Origin of the sequence: Heliomarina baculiformis, from assembly GCF_019966545.1 — a bacterium.
GTDB classification, from domain to species: Bacteria; Pseudomonadota; Alphaproteobacteria; order Rhodobacterales; family Rhodobacteraceae; genus Heliomarina; species Heliomarina baculiformis.
The window spans coordinates 163210-187554 of sequence record NZ_JAIMIC010000004.1; the positions used below are offsets into that span (position 1 = coordinate 163210).

Sequence of the window (24345 nt, forward strand, 5' to 3'; positions counted from 1 at the left end):
AACCGACTTGAATCGATCCGAGGCTCATGACCGAAGCAGTCCTTTCCCTCCAAGATGCGGCTTTGTCGCTGAATGGCAATGCCGGTCGGGTGGATATCCTGCATGGTATAACCCTTGATGTTCTTCGTGGCGAAACGCTGGGCCTGATTGGTCCGTCCGGCTCGGGCAAGTCCTCGCTCTTGATGTTGATGGGCGGTCTGGAACAGGCGACCGGCGGGACAATCACCGCGCTGGGCCGGGACCTGACCTCGATGAACGAGGACGCGCTGGCACGGTTCCGCCGCGATCACATGGGCGTCGTGTTCCAGTCATTTCACCTGATCCCCACGATGACCGCGCTGGAAAACGTGGCAACGCCTCTGGAACTCGCCGGCAAGCGCGACGCTTTCGACCGCGCCAAGGCCGAGCTTGAGGCCGTGGGGCTGGCGCATCGCGCCGATCATTACCCGGCGCAGATGTCCGGTGGCGAACAGCAGCGCGTGGCGCTTGCGCGCGCTTCGGCGCCGCGTCCCGACATCCTTCTGGCCGATGAGCCTACTGGAAACCTCGACGAAACCAACGGGGCGGCGATCATGGAGATGCTCTTTGGTCTGCGCGACCGCCACGGCGCGACGCTGGTCCTTGTCACCCATTCAGGCGACCTTGCCCGCCGTTGCGACCGTGTCATCCGTCTTCGTGACGGTCAGATCGCGCCAGAACACCAGCAGGACGCCGCGGAATGAGCCTGCGGACGGCGCGGGTCTTCGCCCGGCGAGAGCTGCGCGGCGGTCTGCACGGGTTTCGCATCTTTCTTGCCTGTCTCGCCCTTGGCGTGGCCGCCATCGCGGCGGTCGGCACCGTGCGGTCGAGCATCGAAGGTGGCCTGAAACGCGAAGGCGCGGCGCTGCTCGGCGGCGATGCCGAGATGGAATTCACCTACCGCTTTGCGTCCGACGCCGAAATGGCGTGGATGGAGCAGAACGCGCTCGCAATCTCGCAAGTCGTCGATTTCCGGTCGATGGCCGTGGTTGGCGAAGGCGATAACACCGAACGCGCGCTGACGCAGGTCAAGGCAGTCGATGATGCCTATCCCTTGATCGGCACGCTGGAACTGACCCCCGACATGCCGGTGGAGCAGGCGCTGGCCGGAGAAAATGGGACGCCCGGCGGCGTCATGGAACGTGTCTTGGCCGACCGGCTCGGACTCTCCGCCGGAGACCGGTTCAGGCTGGGGGAGCAGGAATTCATCCTCTCGGCCCTGATTGTGCGCGAGCCCGACAATGCCTCGGCCGGTTTCGGTCTTGGGCCGCGTACCATTGTGGCGACCCGCGCGCTTGACGCATCCGGGCTTCTGGCGCCGGGCACCCTTTATGAGACCAACTATCGCCTTGACCTGCCGCCGGATACGGATCTGACCGCTATCGCCAGCGATGCCCAATCCCGGTTTGGTGAAACCGGTTTGCGCTGGCGGGATTCCCGCAACGGTGCACCCGGTACCGCGCGTTTCGTCGAACGCATGGGGGCCTTCCTCGTGCTGGTCGGTCTTTCGGGGCTGGCCGTGGGCGGGGTCGGCGTGGCCTCGGCGGTTCGGGCCTATCTCAACGGCAAGACCAGCGTGATCGCGACCTTGCGGACGCTGGGCGCGGAACGCTCCACGATCTTCCTGACGTATTTCATCCAGATCGGCGTGCTGTCGCTGATCGGCATCGGCCTCGGGCTTGCGCTCGGATCGATGGTGCCGCTTTTGCTTGGCCCACTGGTCGAGGCGCAGCTGCCGGTTCCCGTGGAATTCGCGATTTACCCCAGACCGCTGATCGAGGCCGCGATCTATGGTCTTTTGACCGCACTTATTTTTACCCTCTGGCCGCTCGCCCGTGCCGAGGAGATCCGCGCCGCAACCCTGTTTCGCGATGCGTTATCCTCGGCCCGGCTCTTGCCGCCGATGCGCTACCTGATCGCGATCCTGCTGGGTATAGCGGCGCTCATCGGTGTCGCGATCTGGTTCAGCGGCACGGCATTTCTGACGCTCTGGACGGCGGGCGGGCTAGTCGGAGCGCTGATGCTGCTGACCTGCGCCGCGCTGTTGATCCGCTTTCTGGCTCGTAACGCAAGCGGGCTGGCCCGGGGCAGACCCGCCCTGCGCTGGGCGCTTTCGGCGATTTCCGGCACCCGCGAAGGAGCGGTTTCGGTCGTGCTCTCCCTTGGGCTCGGTCTTTCGGTGCTCGCGGCCATTGGCCAGATCGACGGCAATCTGCGCAACGCGATCTCGGGCGAATTGCCGGATATCGCGCCGTCCTATTTCTTTGTCGATATCCAGCAGGACCAGATGCCCGGCTTTATGGAGCGGCTGGAATCCGACCCGGCGGTGTCGCGGATCGATACGGCACCGATGATGCGGGGCGTCATCACCCAGATCAATGGCCGTCCCGCAAGCGAAGTCGCCGGATCACACTGGGTCGTGCGGGGGGATCGCGGTATCACCTATGCCGGTGAACTGCCCGACCGGACCCGTGTCACGGAGGGCACTTGGTGGGGTGGCGATTATGACGGACCGCCGCAGATCAGCTTTGCCGCCGAAGAGGCGGCCGAGATCGGTCTGAACCTTGGCGATACCCTGACGGTCAACATTCTTGGCCGGGACATCACCGCGACGATCACCAGCTTTCGCGAGGTCGATTTCTCGAACGCGGGCATGGGCTTTGTGCTGACGATGAACCCCGGTGCCGTTGCCGGAGCGCCGCATACTTTCATCTCTACCGTCTATGCCGAGGAAGAAGCCGAAGCGCAGATCCTGCGCGACCTTGCCACCGCCTATCCCAACATCACCGCGATCCGGGTGCGCGATGCAATCACGCGTGTCTCCGAAGTGCTGGGCAGTCTCGCCGCTGCAACATCCTATGGCGCGGGTGCGACTCTGCTGACCGGTTTCCTCGTGCTGATCGGTGCGGCGGCGGCGGGTGAAACCGCCCGTACCTACGAGGCCGCAGTGCTCAAGACATTGGGGGCAGGCCGGTCGCGGATCATGGCCAGCTTCGCCTTGCGCTCGGCCCTGCTCGGTCTGGCGGCGGGGGTGGTGGCGCTGGCCGCCGGGATCATCGGAGGCTGGGCTGTCAGCCGGTTCATCTTTGACACGGGCTATACGGTGATCTGGGGCTCGGCACTGGGCGTCATTCTTGGCGGCGTGCTAGCAACATTGCTGGCCGGGCTCTTGTTTGCATGGCGACCGCTTGCCGCCCGCCCGGCACAAGTGCTTCGCGCGCGCGAATGACCTGCCTCAGACCGGGCAGGCCTGTCGCCGCTCGGAAAGATGCTCAAGCGGACGCAGCATGTCCTGCAAGGGCGCGTTCCCATCGATCAGCTGGCTGAGCTTTATCGTATCGAGGTGGGAAAAGAACGCCTCAGTCGCGTCCCGCAGGGCGGTTCTCAGCCAGCAAGCATCGAACAACGGGCAATTCTCATCCTGACCCGCAAGGCACACCATCGGTGAGCTTTCGCCCTCAATCTGGCGAAACACCTCGCCCACGGTGATCTCGTCCGGGTCACGCGACAGCGTAAAGCCCCCATTGCGCCCGCGCCGGGTATCCAGAAAATCAAGCTGGCTCAGCTGGTTGACGATCTGCGCCAGATGGTTTTCGGACACGTGGCAGCAAGAGGCCGTTTCGTGTTTCGTTACAAGGCGTCCCGGATTAGCCGCGCAATGCATCAAGACGCGCATGGCGATATTGGTTCTTTTTGTAATACGCACGTGATTCAACCTTTCTCCAATACGGCTCATGGTTGCACATCGGGCGAAAACATTATTTGACATGCATCAATTGAGAACAGGACAGGCAGGAATTTATGGCAGGTGCAGACCCCTATTTCTTTGGTTACGGCAGTCTCGTGAACTGTGCGACGCATGACTACCCCCATCCCGCCCCGGCACGTCTGAAAGGCTGGCGGCGCGCATGGGGGCAAACGGAGCTGCGCAAGGTGGCGTTTCTTACAGCGGTGTCCGATCCGGACTGCGAGATCGAGGGGCTGATCGCCCGCGTGCCCGGTAGCGACTGGGAGGCGCTGGACGAACGCGAATGGGCCTATGATCGGGTCGACGCCAGCGATTCCGTCACCCATGAGGTCACGGATGTTGCCGAAATTTCGGTCTATGCGGTGCCGGATGACCGACAGTCGAAATCAGCCGACCGGTTTCCGATCTGGCTTAGCTATATCGACGTGGTGGTACAGGGCTATCTGAAGGTATTCGGGCCTGACGGGGCTGACCGGTTCTTTGAGACCACCTCGGGCTGGGACACGCCGATCTATGACGATCGGGCAGCACCGCGTTACCCGCGTCACCAGCAGCTAAGCGAGGAAGAGCGTGAATTCGTGGATTCCCGGCTGAAACGGATCGGGGTAAACTGGGCGCAGGAGCCTGACTAACTCCGCGCCAGTACGGCAATCTGCTTATAGATCATGGCACCCGCGACCCGGAACGCTTGCGGCGCGCCAAGCAGGGCAGAACGCAACAGCACCTTGTTGGTGTTTATCGCCTGCGCAATGCGGGCGAAATGCGCGTCCCCGTCATCGGGCGACCTGAGCAGCTTGGTTTCGGCATCGTCCAGCGCCGAGAGGAATTCCCGCTTCGCCTGCGCAACCGACTCCTTGCGGATCGCGCGATAGGTCTGACCCTGCTGGCGAATCTGCGGTTTCGAGCTGTCCACGTTGCGGTCGATGGTTTCGTTCAAACGGGTTTCGACGTCTCGCAGCGCCTGTGCTGCGTCTGCATAGGCCGAATTTCGATCAAGATCACGGGCCACATTGCCGTAAGTCTTGCTGTAGCAGTCATAGCGATAGGCCCATCCAAGCTTATGGCAGGTCGCGACACCTTCGGTCAGGTTGCGCACGGCTTGCGATGTGGTTGACCGTGAAAAACCCTTGTTGGCGCCGAAGGTCTGGCCGCCGGCACCCCATGCAAGAACGTTCATCGGCGTCGCGACAACTAGCGCGAGAACAAGAGAAAACAACAACCGCATTTGACGTCTCAGTTTCCGAAGCAAGAAGAATTAGAGGGCCACTCTATCACCCAGCTCGGTCAGAACAATGAACTAGGTCACACAGATGACCGGGCCAAGGCATAAAGGTGATATTCCTTGTTCCCTAATGACTTGGCCCGAAACTGCGCTAGATTGTCCATCAAATGAAGCAGCTATACCGGTTCGTCCGGACGAGAGGGCAAGATGGAAGGTTTCCTTGATACGGTCGGCGCGATGACATTGATCATCCTCGCGATCATCGGGTTGGTGGCGGGCTGGATCGCCGGACGGCTGGCCGGGCGCAACACGGGCGCCTATATGGCGCTTGGCGTTGCGGGCGCAGTGCTGTTGCCATTCATTCTGGCAGCACTGGGCGTTACGATCCTTGCAACTGGTGGGCTGCTCGCCATCATCGCGGTGGCGGTGCTGGGCGCGATTATCCTGTTGGTGCTCGGCAAGATGATCTTTCGCTGACCCGGCCTAGCGCTTGCGCCGTTTGACATTGCCGCCGTGCTGGCCGGGCCGGCCGGCGGTGGAACGGCCCTTGCTCTTTACCGCAGCCTCGCTGGCCTGTTCCACGGCGGATTGCCGGGCCAGCGGATCGTCATGCACGGCGAGGTCGACAGCTTCAAGCCGCTTGACCTCGTCCCGCAGCCGCGCGGCTTCTTCGAATTCGAGATTTTCGGCCGCCTTGCGCATGTCCGTGCGAAGACCGTCGAGAACCGCCTGAAGATTGCCACCTGCGAGCTTGTTGTCGATCTTGGTGGTGACGCGGTTCATGTCCACATCGCCCTGATAGAGACCGGCCATGATGTCATCGACATTCTTGCGCACGGTTTCCGGCGTGATCCCGTGTTCCTCGTTATAGGCGATCTGCTTGGCGCGGCGGCGATCGGTTTCAGACAGCGCCCGTTCCATCGAACCGGTAATGCGGTCGGCATACATGATGACGCGCCCGTCGGCATTCCGCGCCGCCCGGCCGATGGTCTGGATCAGCGAGGTTTCCGAGCGCAGGAACCCTTCCTTGTCGGCATCGAGAATGGCAACCAGCCCGCATTCTGGGATATCGAGCCCCTCGCGCAAAAGGTTGATCCCGATCAGCACGTCGAAAGCACCCAGGCGCAGGTCACGCAGGATTTCGATCCGCTCAAGGGTGTCGATATCCGAATGCATGTAGCGGACCTTTATGCCCTGTTCGTGCAGGTATTCGGTCAGATCCTCTGCCATGCGCTTGGTCAGCGTGGTTACCAGCGTGCGATAACCCCGTTCCGTCACCTTGCGGATTTCGTCGAGCAGATCGTCAACCTGCGTTTCAACGGGCCGGATTTCGACCTGCGGATCCAAAAGACCGGTCGGGCGGATCACCTGTTCCGTGAATACACCACCGGTCTGTTCGATCTCCCATTTCGACGGGGTGGCCGAAACAAAGACCGACTGCGGCCGCATCGCGTCCCATTCCTCGAACTTGAGCGGACGGTTATCCATGCACGAGGGCAGGCGGAACCCGTGTTCGGCCAGCGTGAACTTGCGGCGATAGTCGCCCCGGTACATGCCGCCGATCTGCGGCACCGAGACATGGGATTCATCGGCAAAGACGATCGCGTTGTCGGGAATGAATTCGAACAGGGTTGGGGGCGGCTCGCCCGGCGCGCGGCCCGTCAGATAGCGCGAATAGTTCTCGATCCCGTTGCAGACGCCGGTCGCCTCAAGCATCTCCATGTCGAAATTGGTGCGCTGTTCCAGCCGCTGCGCCTCGAGCAGTTTGCCTTCGCCGACAAGCTGATCCAGCCGCTGGCGCAGTTCCTTCTTGATCTCGACAATCGCCTGCTGAAGCGTGGGCTTGGGTGTCACGTAGTGCGAATTAGCGTAAACCCGGATCTGGTCGAAATTACCGGTCTTCTCCCCGGTCAGGGGATCGAATTCGGTAATCGCCTCAAGCTCTTCGCCAAAGAACGACAGCTTCCATGCACGGTCTTCAAGGTGGGCGGGAAAGATTTCAAGACTGTCGCCGCGCACCCGGAACGACCCGCGCTGGAACGCCTGATCGTTGCGCTTGTACTGCTGGGTCACCAGATCGGCCATCACCTGCCGCTGGTCGTAATTCGAGCCGACCTTGAGATCCTGTGTCATCGCGCCGTAGGTCTCGACCGAGCCGATACCATAGATGCAGGACACCGAGGCGACGATGATCACATCGTCCCGCTCCAAAAGCGCCCGCGTGGCCGAGTGGCGCATCCGGTCGATCTGGTCGTTTATCTGGCTTTCCTTCTCGATATAGGTGTCGCTGCGCGGCACATAGGCCTCGGGCTGGTAGTAGTCGTAGAAGGACACGAAATATTCGACCGAGTTCTCGGGGAAGAACCCTTTGAACTCCCCGTAAAGCTGCGCGGCGAGCGTCTTGTTCGGGGCAAGGATGATCGCCGGGCGCTGGGTTTCCTCGATGATCTTGGCCATCGTGTAGGTCTTGCCGGTGCCCGTGGCGCCCAGAAGAACCTGGTCCTTTTCGCCTGATTTGATCCCCTGCGTCAGCTCCGCAATCGCGGTCGGCTGGTCGCCCGCCGGTGCGAATTCGCTGTGCATGACGATCTTCTTGCCGCCTTCAAGCTTTTCACGCCGCCGCACGTCGGCCTGCGGCGTGTTCATCAACGGCATGGATTTGTCGGAATTTGCAAAGGGCATCGCGGCAGCTCGCTCTGAGGGGCAGAGTTCCAGATTTGTTCTCTTTTGTCCGGGTTTCAACCCCGGATCATGGCATGTCTCAGCTTTTCTTGCTGCTCTCCCTGACCTCGCAGGCCTGTCGGTAAAGCGCCTCCAGCCCGACATCCCTGATGCCCAGCTCGTCGAGATGCTCCATCAGCGATTCGAGATATTCGAAATTGGGCCCTAGATTGCCCTCGGCGGTGGCAATCCGTTTTGCAGCTTCCTGCAGCCCGAGCGAGGGACAGTAGCGTTCGTTGTCGCGGTCCATCACGAAGGTCAGCGCCTCGATATCGCCCTGCGGCGTCGATACGTCGAGGAACACCGGGCAATAAGAGCCCGAGAACATCTCGCGCATCCACATCAGCTCGGTTTCCTGATCGACCAGCCGGGCAGGGATACGAAAAGCAAGCGCGTCGCAGCGTCCGCCTTCGTCCAGCGCCGCCATCAGGCCGGGGCAGTCATAGGTGCCGCGTCCGCTTGTCAGGTTCATACAGAACCGGCGCGACCACCCGATCAGCGTCGCCCGTCGGATTTCATCGAAATAGACCGCCGGGTTCCAGATCAGCGAGCCATAGGCAAACACCCAGAGATCCTGGTCCAGCCGGTCTTTGAGCACTTCGCGCCGGTTCGCCTCGCGGTCCTCGTGGCTCATCCGCCAGCCCGGTGGCCAGGCTTCGATCCGCGCCTGTTCGTCCAGCTCTGCAAAGCGGTCATAGCTGAATCGCATCGGCGAGGTTTCTGGTGGCATGATCCGGTCCCGAAGTGATGGGACATGCTGAAAGGCGTTGGCCCCGAAGGACATATAGCTGCTCCTGTCGTCTTGACGTCCGCATAATGTGGGACAGCCGCGGCGCGGCTTCAATGGCCGTTTCAGGATCGGCCGGGGCAGGGCGATCAAATCTTTCCCCGGCCAGCGCCCTGCGCCACGCATTTACGCAGATGCCCGCGTCATGGCGCCGCCCGGGCCGAGCAAGAGCTTGCCCCGGCGCGTGAAATCCACGATAAAGCCAGCGATCAGACGGAGTCATGCAATGCGCGCACGCATCTACAAACCTGCCCGAAACGCGATGCAGTCGGGAACCGCCAGAACCCGCAACTGGGTGCTTGAATTCGCGCCCGACAGCGCCCGTTCGGTCGATCCCCTGATGGGCTGGACGTCCTCCGGCGACACGCAGAGTCAGGTCAAGCTGCGCTTTGACACCAAGGAAGCGGCGCTTGATTATGCCGAGGATCATGGCCTCGAGGTGCTGGTGATCGAGCCGAAGACCCGCAAACCCAATATCCGCAAGGGCGGTTACGGCGAAAATTTCGCGACCAACCGCCGTGGTGCCTGGACCCACTAGGCGATCCGGCCGAATTCAGATGCGCTTGGCTCTTGAACCCGGGGCCAAACCGCGCAAGAACAGGCCCAGCGGTCCCGTAGCTCAACTGGATAGAGCACCTGACTTCTAATCAGGATGTTGGGGGTTCGAGTCCTCCCGGGATCGCCAGTTTTCAGACACAACCAGCCTGTCAAAGGTCCAGCACGATGACGCCGTTCGGCGCGGCGGCGCGGGACTTGCAGGTCACGATTTCATGCGCGCGCTGGGCTTTTGACAGGACGAAATCGCGATGCTCGACCTCACCCTCGAGCAGCCCGCATTTGCACACCCCGCAGATCCCGTCCGAGCATTTGACGTCGAGCTTCACACCGGCGTCCTGAAGCGCGTCGGACAGGCTCTGCTGGGCGGGAACCGCGATTTCGCGTCCCGTACGTGCCAGTCGCGCGGTAAAGTCGTGGTTCACGTACTCCGGCTCTTCGGGGACCGAGAAATATTCCAGATGCCGGGCAGCGTCGGGGAAACCCAGATGCGTCGCGGCCTCCATCACGTTGTCCATATAGCGGACCGGGCCACAGGCATAGACGTGCCGTCCCGTGCGGTAGGGTCCGAGGATCGTCGCAAGGTCCGCGCGGTTGCCCTCATCCGAGAAATAGGTGCTGACCCGGGCAGACCAGGGGACTTCTCGCAGATCGCTAAGGAAACCGGCATCGGCCTTTCGGCTGGCCGAGTAATGCAGTTCAAAGTCGCGGCCCAAGGCGTGCAACCGGTGGGCAAAGGCGATCATCGGCGTGACCCCGATCCCACCGCCCATCAGAAAGGTCTTTTCCGCCTCTTCGACAAGGTCGAAGTGATTGATCGGTTTCGAAATAAAAACCCGGCGGCCTTCGCTGAAGATCCGGTGCAGCATCCGCGATCCGCCGCGCCCCGTGTCTTCGCGCAGCACGCCGATCTGGTAGCTGTCGGTATTCTCCGGATCGCCTGACATGGAATACTGGCGCAGGTATTCAGGTGTGACCACGACATCCAGATGCGCCCCCGCCGTCCAGCCTGGCAGCGGGCTGCCGTCCCATGCGGTGAATTCGTATTTCGTCACGCCCGCCGACATCTGCTCGACCCGCGATACCCGCGCCATGATCACGGGCGCGTCGGGGAATTCCTGCCGTTCATGGGCCAGACCATCCGTCTCGCCGCGTGCCAGCCGGTCGCGGTATTCTGATGCAGAGATCATCTCGCGATAGGCTTTGATTCCGGCCTCGCGGTCCATCGGAAAGGGATAGGGCCATGGCCAGGGCGCAAGGTTCGCTGGGTAGACGGCAAGCGTCTGATCCTCGTATTTCAGATCGAGATCACGTTGCAGATCGCGCCGGTTCACAGGCTGTTCCGGCGCGCGATAGCCGCCGTCGGGTTTCAGCTCGAGATCCCACCACCATTTTTTCGTATCATTCAGCCCGCCATTCCCGACCATGTCGTCCAGCCGCGCCAGCGCGGGGGCGGCGGCAGGTACGTTGGAAGCCACCCAGCGAAAGGGTTTCTCGGCGAACAGCCCTTCGAGGTTCCACGGGCAGGTTTTCATGCAGCGACCGCACATGGCACCGTTCTCGGTGGTGACCCGGTAAGTGGTGCATTTCTGGCTGTCGGATTTCCAGATCTCGTAACCGTTGAACATACGCTTGGGCCCGGCGGTGATCGCGCCCGCCGGGCATTCACGCGCGCATTTGTTGCAGTTCTCGCAGAAGTTCTGCAGGCCGAAATCGATGGGCTTGTCATGGGCCAGCGGCATGTCGGTGGTTACCACGCCGGATTTCAGGCGCGGCCCGAGAAGAGGGTTAAGGATCACCTCACCGATGCGGCTGACCTCGCCCAGCCCCGACAGGAGAAGAAGCGGCGGTTGCAGCACTTCGCCATCCAGCACGCTATGCGCCTTGGCGGAATAGCCGAGGTTGCGGATCTGCTTGGCGATGACCCCGCCGAGCAGGGAAAACCGCAGGTAGGCCCGCATCGATTGGGATACGGCGATCCAGTCGTCGCCGCTCGCGCCTTCCATCGTCTCGTAGCCCTGATCGATGATCATCGAAATCGCCTGATCGTGCGGCGGGACGATCTCGGCCCCGGTCGCGTCGTGGCTGTACCATGTCCAGTCCGGGCAACGGGAAATGCCGACCGCATCGACGCCAAGGAAATACGAGGCCGCCTTGACGTTGGCGGCATTGCGCTCGGCCTCTGACGGGCGAGGCGCATTCGCAGCAGGGTCACCGTCCTGAAGCAGGACAAACGCGCCAAGCACCCGCCGCTGCGCAAAGGAATGGGCGCTCTTGCGGGCGTACCAGCCGCCAGCGGCCTGAGATTGGACCTTTTTGCCAAGATCGCCGAACTGGGACCGTGCGAACATGTCCGTCCGCTTGGGTACGCGGGCAACCCGCGCCTCGTCGATGAAGGTTGTCGGTTCCTCGACACGTTTCAATTTCTCAAACGGCAGGGCACCGTCGGCATAGTTGCGCCGCGCATAAGGGTCGCGGTTCATCGCGCTTTTGACGGTGCCCTTGCCGAGCCACCACGCGGGCCCGTTGGTGCGAAACCAAGGTTGGTCGCGCAGGGCGGCCAGTGGCCTGTCCGGCGCGATTTCCATGTCGGTGCTGATCGCAGCAAGGCCAAAACCTGCCCCCAACCAAGGAGCAATCACCCCATCGTCTTCCATCGTGGCCAGTCCGGCTGCGACGGCCAGCCGGTTGAGATCGACGTCAGAAGAGGTCGCGGTATGCGCGCGCGCCTGAAAGCCCAGCAATTGCAGGTAGTTGCTCAGGATTACGGCGGTCTCTGCCGCGCGCAGGGCCACCCGGTGGTCCTGCGCGTCCGTGATCCACTCCGCGCCCGGTTCATCCGCCCTTGGCGGCCGGTTGTGTTCCACCAGCACGACGATCGCATGGCTGTGTCCTTTGAGCGAACCAGAGGGCCGCTCGATGGAATCCTTCAGGCCCGCCATGATTTCATCAATGCCCGAGGCCAGCGTCTTGGTTTGCTTGTTGCGGATGTCATCAGCCAGCCGGTCGATATCGGGGTTCCGGCGTGGTTCCGCCAGCAAGGCGGCGCTGGGCAACCGACAGGCCCCCATCATCGACGCGTCCTGAAAATAGCCAAAGGCCTTCATGTGCCGCGCCCGTTCTTCCGGGTCGGTCGGCGCCCCGGACAGGGCCGGGTTCACCAGCCCGTCGCGGATCACGTCGAGCATGGCCTGATATTCGCCCATCGCGTTGACGAGGGAATGCGGCGTTTCGAGATTTCGGAAATCCAGCGGGGCATCCGGTTCTACCCTGCTCAGATCCGGCAGCGCGTCGATCCGCGACAGGCGTTCCAACGGGTAGGGCCCAAGGTGCATCTCCCGGTTCTTCGTTGAAAACAATCGAATGCCCATGCGCTACCTTTCTTACGACTGGCTGCCCAAGACAAAGGGCAGCGCAAGCTTGCCACCGGCTGATCGTTGCTGAATTGCTGGGCGGCGGCAACCTGTATCCACCTGCATATAAAGCCCGCATGGTCTGAACTCCGGACAGCGTGGTGCGGAATGGCCGAGTCAGGCGGCGGAGAGAGTAAATGCATGACCGCATCGCCAATGGCCCTGCCGCCGGTCCTGCGCCAACAGATGGTTTCGGATGGCAGCGTGCTTCCATTGTCAATCCAAACGCTTCGTTGTTCCGCCCGCCCTCTCAAATCGTGAGAGGGTAGCTCTCTTATTGAGGGTATCCTTTCCGGAATTGAGCGTTCCTAGCTTTGGGGTTCAACACAACTTCAAAGGAGAACACCATGTCCCGTATCCCGACCCCCGCCACCATCAACGACGCCCCCGAAGCATCGAGACCGCTGCTGGAGCGGGTTTCCAAGCAATTGGGCAGCGTCCCCAACATGTTCCGGCTCGAAGCGCAAAGCGCCGCCGCGCTTGAAGGGCATCTTGGCCTGTCCGGCGCGCTTGCCAAGGGCCGGTTGCCTGCCGCAACGCGGGAACGCATCGCGCTGGCGATCGCCGAATACAATGGCTGCGGCTACTGTCTTTCCGCCCATAGCTACATTGCGGCAAATCTTGCCAAGCTTTCTCCGGAAGAAATCGCCGCCAATCGCAGCGGTCGCTCGACCGATGCAAAGGCCGATGCCGCGGTGGCTTTCGCGCTGAAAGTCGCGCAGCTGCGTGGGCGCGTGGGTGACGCCGATTTCGCCGCTGTACGTGAGGCTGGCTATGACGATGGGCAGATCGTCGAGATCGTTCAGCATATCGCACTGAACGTTTACACGAACTACCTCAACGAGGTCGCTCGGACAGAAATCGATTTCCCCGTCGCGACAGATGTCGCGGCCTGATTCAGCCAATCGCGGCGGCGGCCCCGGGCTGCCGCTGCACCCTCTCAAGGAGATCGATATGACCCGACCGCCGCTTCCCCCATTCACCGCCGACACCGCCGCGCTCAAGGTCCGCAAGGCCGAGGACGGCTGGAATTCCCGCGATCCGCGCGCCGTCTCGCTGGCCTACACGCCCGACAGCCGCTGGCGTAACCGCGACAGCTTTCTCACCGGGCGTGAAGCCATCGTCGCCTTTCTTACCGCGAAATGGGATCGCGAACACGACTACCTGCTCGTCAAGGAGTTATGGGCCTTTTCAGGGGACCGCATCGCTGTCCGTTTTGCCTATGAATGGCATGATACGGCGGGGCAGTGGTTCCGGTCGCACGGCAATGAGAACTGGAGGTTCGACAACGACGGGCTGATGGCCGAGCGCCACGCCAGCATCAATGACCAGCTGATCAGCGAGAACGATCGTCTGTTTCGCTGGCCGCAGGGCAGGCGTCCGAACGACCACCCGTCATTGAGCGAGATGGGACTGTAAGGTTCTGTTATTCGGATGCGTCTAACCAACGCGTTCCGAGATAGTCGATCCGCTGTCGAGGTCAGGTGCGATACCGAAACGGGTGCGCGACGCTATCGCTGGTCCGTCTTGATCAAAGAACTGTCGCCCGGCGCCTCATGGGACTGTCAGCGCCGGGCAGGGGATCAGGCAGAAAGGGGGCGGCCCGCCTGATCGACTCCCATGAGTTTCATGTCCTGAAAACGGTCGCCGATGCGGGGATGCGGGCGACCGCCGCTCGACGCCCCGAGCGCCACGACGATTTCGTCATGGGCGGGCGCATCGGGGATCGAGAATTCCAGCGTCACGAAATGCGTTCTGGCACCTTTGTTTTCCAGCGACTTATGGGTCATCGGGAGGGTGATGGCCGTGCCCGCCCCGGCGCGCTTGTTGGTAAAGGGGAGGAAGGAATCCGCTTCGGCAGCGATTCGGTAGGCATTGCCGAAATGCAGCGTGTGGATCAGACCGGCGGCGTGTTCCACCTCGCCCGAGGTGCCGGTGACGGCGGCCTTGCCGAAGGCCTCGATCCGGTCGGGTCCGCCCATCAGCGCGATCAGGCGCGGCACCAGCGCATCGGCAAGTGCGACCGCATGTGCCATGATCTGCGTCTGAAGATCCTCGACATATTCGTTGCCCCACGGGTTACGGATGATCGCGGCACAAGCGGCCATGCGGATCGGGGTCTCGACTTCGCGGCCGCCTTCAATCAGTGTGTCTTCGGTATAGTCGACGATCTTGCGGATATGGACGTCACTCATATTTCGTCGCCCTGCTCGGCAAGCACGCGGTTGGCGATGCGGTGACATTCGACGCCCACGGGCACACCGCAATAGATGGTGATCTGGGTGATCATCGCCTTCATTTCATCCAGCGTCACGCCATTGCGCAGCGCGCCACGGAAGTGCAGCTCCCATTCGTGCATCCGGTTCAGCGCCGCGATCATAACGATGTTCAGCATGCTCCGTGTCTTGGGCGGCAGGGTTTCATCGCCCCAGCCCGCACCCCAGCAGTATTCGGTGATGAAGCTTTGGAAATCCTTGGAGAACTCGGTCGCGTTGTTCAGCGACTTTTCCACGTATTCTGCCCCAAGCGTGGCCTTTCGCTGTGCCAGTCCCTTGTCGTAGAGCGCCTTGTCCATTGGCGTTCCTTTCTTGTGTCAGAGTGGTTTATTGAGGAACGCGACAATGCGTTCCGCGATCAGGTCGGAGGCTTCGAGCAATACGCTGTGTTTGAGCCCAGGCAAGATCTCAAGCTCTGATCCGTCGATCAATTCGTGCATGGTCCGCGCCATGCGCGGGTTCGAGCCCTGATCGAATTCCCCGGTCATGATAAGCGCCGGATGTGTGATCCGGTGCAGGGTATCGACCAGTTCGGTCTGCCCGAACACGCGGTATGCTTCGAGGTATGAGGGCACATGGGCGGCCTCCATCTCGGCGATACGGCGGGTGATGAGATCGGGATTGTCGCGGGCGAATTCTTCGGTGAACCAGCGTTCGCGCGCGGCGCCGGTGATCGCTTTCATGCCGCCGTCGCGGATCATGCCGAGCCGGTCGGTCACCTTGGCGCGTTCCTCGGGCGTGCGGCCCGCGACCGCCGAAAGGATCACGATCCGCCGGAACCGGTCGGGCCAGCCCACGGCCAGCCTTTGCGCGATCAGCCCGCCCAGGGAAAATCCGGCGAGATGCGCGCTCTCGACACCCTGTTCGTCCATCACCCGCAGAATGTCTTCGGCAAAGGTATCGATGGTGATCGGGCTGTCGATGCGGGCGGAGTCTCCGTGCCCGCGCAGGTCGGACCGCAGGATGTCGAACTCACCCCTCAGCCTTTCGGCAACCCCGTCCCAGCTTGCCAGATTGGCCCCCACGCCATGAACAAGCACCAGCGGATCGCCAGTGCCTTCGCGCGTGTAATGTATCAGGTCGTCGGTTGTCCGCACCCTTGTCTCCTTGTCAGGGCAAAGGCCGGGGCCTCACGGCTCCGGCCCGTCTGCCTTTTATTTCGCGCCTGCCATTTCGGGGCTGGCGACATTTTCTTGCTTGCGGAAGTGCGGGATCACCTTGTCGCAGAACAGCTCCAGCGAGCGGCGCGCATTCTGGTGCGGCACGAAGAAAGACGCGCCGTAGATGAACTGATCGACACCCGCCGCCTTGTAGCGTTCGAGCTTTTCGATCACCTGATCCGGGCTGCCCAGCATCATGTTTTCCAACAGGTTCTCGCGGTCGTACTCGTCGCGGTTGGCAACCGTTTCAAAATCCACCGCCTCGGGATAGCCGTCCTTGACCTCGCCGATGCCCTTGAAGAGGTTCTCGAAAGCGCGGCCATAGTTGATGACGGATTCATAGGCAGTATCCTCACCGGCCTTGTCCTCGAAGAGGCAGGTGCTGCGCAGGGTCGCGTGCTGCAACTGGCCCTTGGGCAGATCCTTGGTCACCGCGTCGAACTTGCGTTGCAGGTCCACGACCTCGGCAAAGGGTTTGCGCAGCGCGGTGGACATGATGTTGCAGCCATTGTCGGCGGCGAACTGGAAGGTATTTTCATCCCGCGCGGCGATCCACATGGGCACTGATTTCTGAAGCGGTTTCGGTACGCTCGTGGTGGCCGGGAAATTCCACAGCTCGCCCTCATGCGCGTATTCCCCAGCCCAGAGGGCTTTAACCACGGGGATGATCTCGCGCAGGTGCTTGCCGCCTTCCTGCTGCGGCATGCCGCCCGCCATCCGGTCGAATTCATACTGATAAGCGCCACGGCCAAGCCCCAGCTCAAGGCGGCCGTCCGTCAGGATGTCGCAAAGCGCGGCCTCACCGGCCAGCCGGATCGGGTTCCAGTAGGGCGCGGCGACAACGGCCGTGCCGAGGCGGATGTTCTTGGTATGCGCGCCCCAGTGGCTGAGCAACTGGAACGGGTTGGGCGAAACGGTCAGCTCTATCGTGTGGTGTTCGGCGGTCCAGACGATGTCGAACCCGCCCTGATCGGCGATCTTCACCAGTTCCAGCGCTTCGTCCGCGATCTGGCGCATATCCGTCGTCGGGTCGAGTCGACCCATGTTCACTGCGATGGAAAACCTCATCACCTGCTCCTGTCCTGAAATTCTGTACCTGTCCGACTGATCACTTCTGGACCCGCATCACGAAAGGATCGTGGGTCTTGCCGGAGTAGTCGATCACCACGGTCTTGATCCGGGTAAATTCATTGATCGCGGCAAAGCCGTTGTGCTTGCCATAGCCCGAGTCCTTGTAGCCGCCCGAAGGGGCCATGACCGAGGGGCTGCGATAGGTGTTGACCCAGACCATCCCGGCATTGATCCGACCCATGAAGCGCATTGCGCGCTCCATGTCATTGGTCCAGAGACCGGCGGCCAGCCCATAGCGGGTGTCATTGGCCTTGGCGATCATGTCCTCGTCGTCGCTGTAGCGCATCACACCGAGAACGGGGCCAAAGATTTCGTTGCGTGCGATGTCCATTTCGTTGGTGACATTGCCGAAAATCGTCGGCTGCACGTACCAGCCGTCTCCCATGCCGGGCACCCTGTCACCGCCCGCCAGCAGCTCTGCGCCGCCGGTCTTGGCGCCTTCAACGAAGCGGCCGACCTTTTCGACCTGCGACCAGAGCGCAAGCGGCCCAAGCTGGGTCGCGTCTTCGTCCGGCGCGCCGATCCGGATTTCGGCGGTGCGGGCGACAAGACGGTCGATCACCTCGTCATAGATGCTGTCATGTACAAGGCAGCGTGAGCCTGCCACGCAGGTCTGGCCCCCGGCGGCGAAAATGCCCGAAATCACCCCGGTCACGGCGCGATCAAGATCGGCATCGGCGCATATGATATTGGGCGATTTCCCCCCAAGCTCGAGGATCGAGGGCGTCAGGTTCGCCGCAGCGCTTCCGGCGATGATGCGGCCCGTCTCCGGCCCGCCGGTAAAGTCGATCTTGTCGACGTCGGGATGACGCACCAGCGCGTCGCCGACGCTTTGACCGTGCCCGGTGACCACGTTGAAGACGCCGGCGGGAAAACCCGCTTCGGCCACCAGTTCGGCAAAGGCCAGAAGCGAGGCCGAGGCGTGTTCCGACGGCTTGACCACCATCGCATTGCCTGCCGCGATGGCCGGGGAAAAGGCGCGGTTCAGCAGCAACAGAGGCGAGTTCCATGGCACGATGGCAGCGATCACGCCGATCGGTTCGCGCAGGGTGAAATTGAGCATATCGGGCTTGTTGACCGGGATCGTGGTGCCCTCGATCTTGTCGGCCATGCCCGCGAAATAGCGCATCCCCGTCGCAACAGCCTGCGTGAGCGCCGTCATTTCCTTGAGTAGCTTGCCGTTGTCGCGGGTTTCAAGCCGCGACAGGCGATCCGTGTCGCGCTGGACCAGTTCCGAGAGCTTGTACAGAAGCGCTCCCCGGTCGCTTTGGGACATGTTGCGCCATGCCGGGTTTTCCATCGCGCGGCGGGAGGAACGCACGGCACGGTCGACCTCATCGCTGGTGGCGTCCGCGATTTCCGACCATTGCTGGCCGGTCGCCGGATCGTAGCTGGCAAACGGCTTGCCCTGAGAGACGACAAATTCGTTGTCGATAAAGATCGGAAGGCAGGTGTTTTCCAGCGCCTCGGGGGTGAACTGCGTCATTGTACGATTTCCTTGTCCTGAATATTGCGGGCATAGGGGGCAGGGCGCAGCGCAAGCGGCTGCACGGTGCCACGGGGGCCGGGGGAATCGACGTAGATCCCGAAACGTTGCTGCCGGTGTTCATCGACATAGCGGCGCAGCATGGCGCGATGGGCCGAGATCGGGACGTCCTCCATCGGCAGCTCATCCATCGGAAACAGGCGGCACTGGCTTGGAAGCTCTTCGCCTGCCTCGAGTGCGCCGTGGAAAAAGGCGAGCGTATCGGCATCGCCCGGCACCGCGTCGCTGTCGCCATCGAAGATCGCAAACAGGAAACCCCAATCGACGCTGGCCCCTCCGGCGGCGAAGAACCCGTCAAGGTCGGCCCGTGCGCTGCGCAGGCCCGGTTTCGCGCCGGAAAGAGGTAGGTGCCAGTTTCCTTTGCCGTCGGACCGCAGCAGGATCTCTTCATCATGGGTGATGATCGCGCCCAACCGGACCGAGCCGCGCACCTGCGGTGTATCGAGGTCAATCGGCGCGAGATAGCGCCCCTCGGCGAAGATCAGCGGGTGGCGTTCGTGGCTGTCGAACCGTTCGATCCGGCCCATCAGGATCACGTGATCGCCGGCGTCGATACATTCGTGCACGCTACAGTCGAACCGCGCCGCGCAGCCTTCGATCAGCGGCGCGCCGTCCGGCGCGGCCTGCCAGTCGATCCCGGCAAAGCGGTCCTTGAGACCCCGGGTCGCGAAACGGGTCGAGATATCGGTCTGATCGGACGACAGGATATTCACCCCGAACCGGTCGGCGGAGGTGAATGTCTCGTAATTCGATGACGTTTTGCCAAGGCAGACCAGCAGGATCGCCGGGTCGAGTGAGACGGAGGTGAAGGAATTGGCCGTGAAACCGACCGCCCGGCCCGATTTATCATAGGTGGTCACAACCGTGACCCCGGTGGCAAAGCTGCCAAAGGCGGCGCGCAGGGCCTTTGGGTCGAAAGGGACGGCGTCGATGGGGCTCACGGGGGACCTTCGGTCTGATTGCACATTGGACATGGATCGACCTTAGGGGCGGTCGCCTCGGCCGGTCCTCCCGTGAAAGCTGCGAGGCCGCAGGAAATGTTTCCTACTTTTGATAGGAAATTCTGAACTTGTGGATGCGCAGGGCCAGTTCCAGCTCGAAACATTCGTCCGGATCGTTCAGGTCGATGCCTGATTTCTCGGCGATGCGGCCCAGCCGATAGCGCAGGGTAGAGACATGGATGCCCAGAACATCCGCCGTTTCCTGCGGTCGCCGCCCGGTGGCAAGATAGGCTTCGAGCGTTTCCAGCACCGTGTCGCCCTTGCCGGACCCGGTTTCGGCCACACGGGCAATGGTGTCGTTCAGGAACTGGTCCGCGACCCGGTGGCTGACCGAGGCCATGAGCGACGGAAACGATCCCACCGTGCGCCGGGTTACCCAGTCCCGTGCCCCCATCGCCTCGGCCACCTGCAGGTTCCAGCGGCAGGCTTCGCGGGCAGGGGCGACGTCTTGCAGGCGGTCGATCCGGTCGGACATGACAGCCACGGTCTCCGGCATGATCGGGCGGATACGTTGCAGGAACCGGTCGCGGAGCTTGCCATCGCGGATCGCGTCGTCATCCAGCACCAGCAGATAGACCTCGCGCCCGTCCTTGTAGGACAGCACCTGTCCGAAAAGCGTTTGCGCACTGCGCTGCACGAAACTGTGCGAATCCTCTTCTACAGGAGCCTCGCCGAGGCTGCGCAGGCCGATCAGGTACATCGGACGGTCGAGGTCAAAGCCAAGAAGGCGGGCTTCTTCGCGCAGCTCTCCCAGATCCCGAAGGTCACCCTGGCAGAGCTGCCCTATCAACCGGCGCGAGGCATGTTCGCGGGTCTTGAAGGCCATGTAGTTACGCAAGATGAGTGACGACAGCGCCAGCCGCCCGGCATCGGCGGCGACCTGTTCGCTCGCGGCGAGTCTTTCCACGTTCAGCAGGAACAGCGCTCCGACGCGGGTGCCGTCGATCACCAGCGGGCGCATCAGGGCCGAGACGGTTTCGTCCTCGACCAGCAGGCGTACGGTCTGATCGCCCCGCGCAGCGTCGGCCCTCATCGCCGTGCGCACCACGGATTCGGGCAGGCGGTCATACATCTTTTTCAGCAGGGGCGATGCCCCGGCACGGTCGAACAGCATCTGCCCGGTGGTTAGGTCGATGGCGAACCAGCCGGTCGTGAACAGTCGCGATAAACCGCCATAAAGATCGCTGGCATGGTCCGGGTCGAGCGTGGTGGTCAGAGCCGAGGTGAGGCTTACGGTGATCTCGCGCAGCCGCTCCGCCTCGGCCGTTTCGTGCCGCAGGATCTGCATTCGGCGCACCGCGATATCGGCGAGATCGGCGAGACATTGCAGAAAGCTCAGCTCGGTTTCCGAGACTTCCACCACCTCGTCCGCCAGCACGCAGAACACGATGGGGCGCCCCTGTTCGTCGGGAAACCGCAGGGGCACGAGGACAACGGTCCGATAGCCGCGCAGCCGAGCGTCTTTCTGGAAGGCCGGATATTTATCCTGCTCTGACGCATCCGGCATGATCATCGGCCGCCCCTTGGAGACGATCTCGATAATGGGGCTGCCCATCAGATCCCATTCGAATCCCGCGCCTTGGCGCTTGAAGGTCAAAAGCGGATCGTAGCGCGCCGCCGAGACCGACATCTGCCGCGCCTCGTCCATCACCAGAACACTACTGATCGACCAGTCGGAATGGCGGCAGACGGCCTCGGTCAGGCGGGTCAGCAAGTCATTGAGGTCGATGCCTTCGTTGATCAGTTTCGAGATTTCCGAGATCTGGCGGAACCGGTCGAGCCCCTGCATCATTTCGCTGTCGGACTGTAGACTCTCGGTCATCCTGTCATTCCCCGGCAACGGGCGTTTGCAACTTGTTCTTCATGTCATCCGCCCTCGCGACCCAGCCGAAGTTCTTGTCGAACGCCGCCAGCGTGGCAGTCGCGGCCTGAGGATCGCTGCTGGCGACAAGGTCTTTCAGGATCGCCGTCGGATAGCCGTGATGGACCGCGTGGCGGGCGGTGTCCTCGACGCACATCTCGGTGATAAGGCCGGTGATGCACAAGGATTGAACACCGGCTTTCTGCAAACGTGTGTGCAGGTCGGTTTCGTGAAAGCCGCTGTAATAGGTCTTGTCGATCACAATCTCGCCCGCCGCCGGGGTAAGGTTTTCGACGATGGCAAACCCTTCGCGTTCCACCCCGTCGGCAAAGCGGCGGAGATGACCGGGTTCGCAGGCCCGCACAGGGGGCGCCATTGTGGTGATCCAGCCGAATTTTTCGGCCAGGTGATCATAGCGCCGGTTCCCCATGTAACGCAGGAAAACAACGGGCCTGCGTGCGGCGCGAAAGGCGGCAATCAACCGGCCAAGACCGGGCAGGATATCGCGGGCACCGGCGACCTCCATCGGCGCACCGGGATGGACGAAATCGTTCTGCATATCCACCACGATCAGGGCGGGATCAGGCAGCGGGGGTAGGGGGGTGGGGGGTGTTGTCATCTGTTCTCGCTACCGGCGCATTCTACGCCGATCATGGTGCAAAAAGCCGGAGAATACCAACCGGCTTTCCTTCGAAACATAGGAAGACAGAAAAGACGCACCTCGCATTAATCAAATGCAGTATCCGCGATGAACTGAACTGACAGGGGTTAATGCAGCGTGACCAACAGGATCGAAATCAGGGATCTGTACAAGATCTTCGGCAGCCATCCGCAAGAGGCGCTCAAGCTGGTCCGCGAGGGCAAAAGCAAGGCCGAGATACTTGAGGAAGCCGGTGCGGTTCTTGGAGTAAACAACGTATCGCTGAGCATCCCCAAGGGGTCGATCTCGGTGATCATGGGCCTGTCCGGGTCCGGCAAATCGACGCTGGCGCGTTGCGTCAATCGTATCCTCGAACCCGATGCGGGCCACGTCCTGCTGGATGGCGAGGATATCACCAAATGCGACCAGAGCACGCTGCGCGAAATCCGTCGTCGGCGCATGTCGATGGTGTTCCAGAACTTTGGCCTGCTGCCCAACCAGACGGTGATCGACAACGTGTCCTTTGGACTCAAGCTGCGCAAGGTGCCGCAGGCCGAGCGTTACAGAAAAGCGGGAGAGATGCTCGAAACCGTCGGGCTGTCGTCCTGGGCGTCGCACCTGCCGGGAGAGCTTTCGGGGGGGATGCGCCAGCGGGTCGGGCTGGCCCGGGCGCTGGCGACCGAGGCGGATGTGCTGATCATGGACGAAGCGTTCAGCGCGCTCGATCCGCTGATCCGTACTGACATGCAGGACGAACTGCTGCGGCTTCAGCATTCGCTGCACAAGACGGTGCTTTTCATCACCCATGATTTTCAGGAAGCGCTGCGGCTGGGAAGCAAGATCGCGATCATGGCCGATGGCGCGGTGATCCGTGACGGCACCCCGCAGGAGATCGTGCTTGATCCGCAGCATGAATACGTGGCCGCCTTTACCCGCAATGTCGATCGGGCAAGGCTCTTCGATGCAAGTTCGGTGATGACGGCGGAGCCTGTCGATCATCCGGGCGGGGCCGGTTTCGTCATCGACGGTGACGGGCGGGTGACGGGCTGGCGCGGGGCCGAGAGCGATCCGCCGTCACCGGATTTCATCAGCGTCAGCCCGGACACGGTGCTGCTGGACATCGCGGCCAAGGCGGCAGGTCGCAAAGGCCCGGTGGCCGTCGTCGACGATAGCGGCCGTTTCCAAGGAAAAATCACGGAATCCGCGTTGCTTGCGGGGATCGCCGGTACGTCGGAACCCCAGAATAAGGGCCGCGCTCATGCTTGATGCCGACACCGTTTACATCCCGCTCGACCGGTGGATTCAGACCGCCATCGAATGGATCGCGCTGCATTTCCGTCCGGCCTTTCGCACCGTGCGCTGGCCGATTGACGAGCTTCTAAATCTGATCGAAGGCGGCTTGCAGGCAACGCCGCCGCTGCTGTTCATCCTGATCTTTGCGCTGCTCTCGCTGTGGCTGGCGGGGCGACGTACCGGGATTTTCACTGTCGTCGCTCTCTTCGTGATCCTGCTGCTTGGCATCTGGGAGCCGACGATGACGACGCTGGCACTGATCGCGACGGCCATCGTGATCTGCGTGATCATCGGTATTCCCATCGGGATCCTTTGTGCCCGAAGCGACAAGGCATGGCGCATTGTACGACCGATCCTTGACGTGATGCAGACCACGCCCAGCTTTGTCTACCTGATCCCGGTGGTGATGCTGTTCGGCGTTGGCACCGTGCCGGGCGCAGTGGCGGTGATCGTGGTTGCCGTGCCGCCGCTGATCCGGTTCACCAATATCGGCATCCGCGGCGTCGACCGTGAGCTGATCGAGGCAGGGATCGCCTTTGGCGCGACGGACCGGCAGTTGTTGTGGGAGATCCAGTTGCCGCAGGCGCTGCCGACCATCCTTGGCGGTCTTAACCAGACGGTTCTGATGGCGATGGTGATGTCGGTGATCGTTGCGATGATCGGGGCCGAAGGTCTGGGGCTAGTGGTGCTTCAGGGGCTCGGCCGGCTTGACGTGGGCCGCGCCGCTATCGGGGGCATCGGCATCGTGCTGATGGCGATCATCCTCGACCGGCTGACACAGGCCGTGGCCGAGCGTGATCCCAAGAAAGCCTCGCCCTTTGCCCGCCTTGCCGGGGCCGGGCGGATGGTCATGGGCGGCAGGTCCCGGGGTGCGGACACCGCGACAGCCACGCCTGCCGACAGCAAGAACTAACGGAAAACCAAATGCCCTGCCGCATCGGCGGCAGGGAAGAAAAGCGGCCGCGTCCCTCCA

22 protein-coding genes and 1 tRNA gene are annotated in these 24345 nt (G+C 62.2%); 10 read left to right on the plus strand and 13 right to left on the minus strand.

Annotated elements, in window-relative coordinates; translation table 11 throughout:
• The first annotated feature begins 26 nt into the window (after positions 1-26).
• Both MF268_RS10665 and MF268_RS10670 read left to right on the plus strand, forming a co-directional pair.
• Positions 27-722: an ABC transporter ATP-binding protein gene (locus MF268_RS10665; RefSeq protein ID WP_238370851.1), complete on the plus strand. Its 696-nt coding sequence runs from the start codon at positions 27-29 to the stop codon at positions 720-722.
• Positions 719-3247, plus strand: coding sequence for an ABC transporter permease (locus MF268_RS10670; RefSeq protein ID WP_238370852.1), 2529 nt, complete (start codon positions 719-721; stop codon positions 3245-3247). Before MF268_RS10665 ends, MF268_RS10670 begins: the two co-directional genes overlap by 4 nt.
• A 6-nt stretch (positions 3248-3253) precedes the next feature.
• Here the strand turns inward: MF268_RS10670 and MF268_RS10675 are convergent, their stop codons facing one another.
• Positions 3254-3724: an RrF2 family transcriptional regulator gene (locus tag MF268_RS10675; protein ID WP_238370853.1), complete on the minus strand. Its 471-nt coding sequence runs from the start codon at positions 3722-3724 to the stop codon at positions 3254-3256.
• Between the two features lie 95 nt (positions 3725-3819).
• Between MF268_RS10675 and MF268_RS10680 the strand changes: the two genes are divergently transcribed.
• Positions 3820-4398: a gamma-glutamylcyclotransferase family protein gene (locus tag MF268_RS10680; RefSeq protein ID WP_238370854.1), complete on the plus strand. Its 579-nt coding sequence runs from the start codon at positions 3820-3822 to the stop codon at positions 4396-4398.
• Here MF268_RS10680 and MF268_RS10685 read toward each other — a convergent pair.
• Positions 4395-4991 (minus strand): hypothetical protein, encoded by a 597-nt coding sequence (locus tag MF268_RS10685; RefSeq protein WP_238370855.1) that lies wholly within the window; start codon positions 4989-4991, stop codon positions 4395-4397. The genes MF268_RS10680 and MF268_RS10685 overlap by 4 nt on opposite strands.
• Positions 4992-5195: 204 nt before the next feature.
• Here MF268_RS10685 and MF268_RS10690 point away from each other — a divergent pair, with 204 nt between their 5' ends.
• Positions 5196-5465 carry a GlsB/YeaQ/YmgE family stress response membrane protein gene (locus tag MF268_RS10690; protein ID WP_238370856.1) on the plus strand — a complete coding sequence of 90 codons (270 nt, stop codon included), beginning with the start codon at positions 5196-5198 and terminating at the stop codon, positions 5463-5465.
• 6 nt (positions 5466-5471) lie between these two features.
• Here MF268_RS10690 and uvrB read toward each other — a convergent pair whose 3' ends face one another.
• Both uvrB and MF268_RS10700 read right to left on the minus strand, forming a co-directional pair.
• Complete coding sequence (gene uvrB / locus MF268_RS10695) at positions 5472-7670, minus strand: excinuclease ABC subunit UvrB (protein WP_273544987.1); 2199 nt, start codon at positions 7668-7670, stop codon at positions 5472-5474.
• A 79-nt stretch (positions 7671-7749) separates the two neighbouring features.
• Positions 7750-8493, minus strand: a complete 744-nt coding sequence (locus MF268_RS10700) for a gamma-glutamylcyclotransferase (RefSeq protein WP_238370857.1) — start codon at positions 8491-8493, stop codon at positions 7750-7752.
• Between the two features lie 229 nt (positions 8494-8722).
• Here MF268_RS10700 and MF268_RS10705 point away from each other — a divergent pair, with 229 nt between their 5' ends.
• Both MF268_RS10705 and MF268_RS10710 read left to right on the plus strand, forming a co-directional pair.
• A complete protein-coding gene (locus MF268_RS10705) occupies positions 8723-9034 on the plus strand; it encodes an ETC complex I subunit (protein ID WP_238370858.1) in 312 nt (103 codons plus the stop codon).
• 70 nt (positions 9035-9104) lie between these two features.
• Positions 9105-9181: transfer RNA gene (locus MF268_RS10710), tRNA-Arg, on the plus strand.
• Between the two features lie 22 nt (positions 9182-9203).
• On the opposite strand, the gene MF268_RS10715 is transcribed toward MF268_RS10710, so the two are convergent.
• Positions 9204-12422 (minus strand): reductive dehalogenase, encoded by a 3219-nt coding sequence (locus MF268_RS10715; protein ID WP_238370859.1) that lies wholly within the window; start codon positions 12420-12422, stop codon positions 9204-9206.
• Positions 12423-12811: 389 nt separating this feature from the next.
• On the opposite strand from MF268_RS10715, the gene MF268_RS10720 reads away from it, so the two are divergent.
• Both MF268_RS10720 and MF268_RS10725 read left to right on the plus strand, forming a co-directional pair.
• Positions 12812-13360, plus strand: coding sequence for a carboxymuconolactone decarboxylase family protein (locus MF268_RS10720; protein WP_238370860.1), 549 nt, complete (start codon positions 12812-12814; stop codon positions 13358-13360).
• Positions 13361-13418: 58 nt separating this feature from the next.
• On the plus strand, positions 13419-13883 hold the full coding sequence (locus MF268_RS10725) for a nuclear transport factor 2 family protein (protein WP_238370861.1): 465 nt from the start codon (positions 13419-13421) through the stop codon (positions 13881-13883).
• 164 nt (positions 13884-14047) lie between these two features.
• Here MF268_RS10725 and MF268_RS10730 read toward each other — a convergent pair whose 3' ends face one another.
• The 8 genes from MF268_RS10730 to MF268_RS10765 form a co-directional block, all read right to left on the minus strand.
• The gene (locus tag MF268_RS10730) at positions 14048-14659 is read right to left on the minus strand and encodes an amino acid synthesis family protein (RefSeq protein WP_238370862.1); all 612 of its coding nucleotides are present in this window, start codon (positions 14657-14659) and stop codon (positions 14048-14050) included.
• A complete protein-coding gene (locus tag MF268_RS10735) occupies positions 14656-15039 on the minus strand; it encodes a carboxymuconolactone decarboxylase family protein (RefSeq protein WP_238370863.1) in 384 nt (127 codons plus the stop codon). Before MF268_RS10735 ends, MF268_RS10730 begins: the two co-directional genes overlap by 4 nt.
• Before the next feature lie 18 nt (positions 15040-15057).
• Positions 15058-15837 carry an alpha/beta fold hydrolase gene (locus MF268_RS10740; RefSeq protein ID WP_238370864.1) on the minus strand — a complete coding sequence of 260 codons (780 nt, stop codon included), beginning with the start codon at positions 15835-15837 and terminating at the stop codon, positions 15058-15060.
• A 57-nt stretch (positions 15838-15894) separates the two neighbouring features.
• On the minus strand, positions 15895-16968 hold the full coding sequence (locus MF268_RS10745) for an LLM class flavin-dependent oxidoreductase (protein WP_238370865.1): 1074 nt from the start codon (positions 16966-16968) through the stop codon (positions 15895-15897).
• 40 nt (positions 16969-17008) lie between these two features.
• Positions 17009-18517: an aldehyde dehydrogenase gene (locus MF268_RS10750; protein ID WP_238370866.1), complete on the minus strand. Its 1509-nt coding sequence runs from the start codon at positions 18515-18517 to the stop codon at positions 17009-17011.
• Entirely contained in the window at positions 18514-19518 is a 1005-nt protein-coding gene (locus MF268_RS10755) for a flavin reductase (RefSeq protein ID WP_238370867.1), read from the minus strand. Before MF268_RS10755 ends, MF268_RS10750 begins: the two co-directional genes overlap by 4 nt.
• Positions 19519-19621: 103 nt before the next feature.
• Positions 19622-21400 (minus strand): helix-turn-helix domain-containing protein, encoded by a 1779-nt coding sequence (locus tag MF268_RS10760; RefSeq protein WP_238370868.1) that lies wholly within the window; start codon positions 21398-21400, stop codon positions 19622-19624.
• A 4-nt stretch (positions 21401-21404) separates the two neighbouring features.
• Positions 21405-22058, minus strand: coding sequence for a cysteine hydrolase family protein (locus tag MF268_RS10765; protein ID WP_238370869.1), 654 nt, complete (start codon positions 22056-22058; stop codon positions 21405-21407).
• Between the two features lie 159 nt (positions 22059-22217).
• Between MF268_RS10765 and MF268_RS10770 the strand changes: the two genes are divergently transcribed.
• Positions 22218-23345: a quaternary amine ABC transporter ATP-binding protein gene (locus MF268_RS10770; RefSeq protein WP_238370870.1), complete on the plus strand. Its 1128-nt coding sequence runs from the start codon at positions 22218-22220 to the stop codon at positions 23343-23345.
• Entirely contained in the window at positions 23338-24285 is a 948-nt protein-coding gene (locus MF268_RS10775; RefSeq protein WP_238370871.1) for an ABC transporter permease, read from the plus strand. The genes MF268_RS10770 and MF268_RS10775 overlap by 8 nt, the downstream gene beginning before the upstream one ends.
• The last annotated feature ends 60 nt before the right edge of the window (positions 24286-24345 follow it).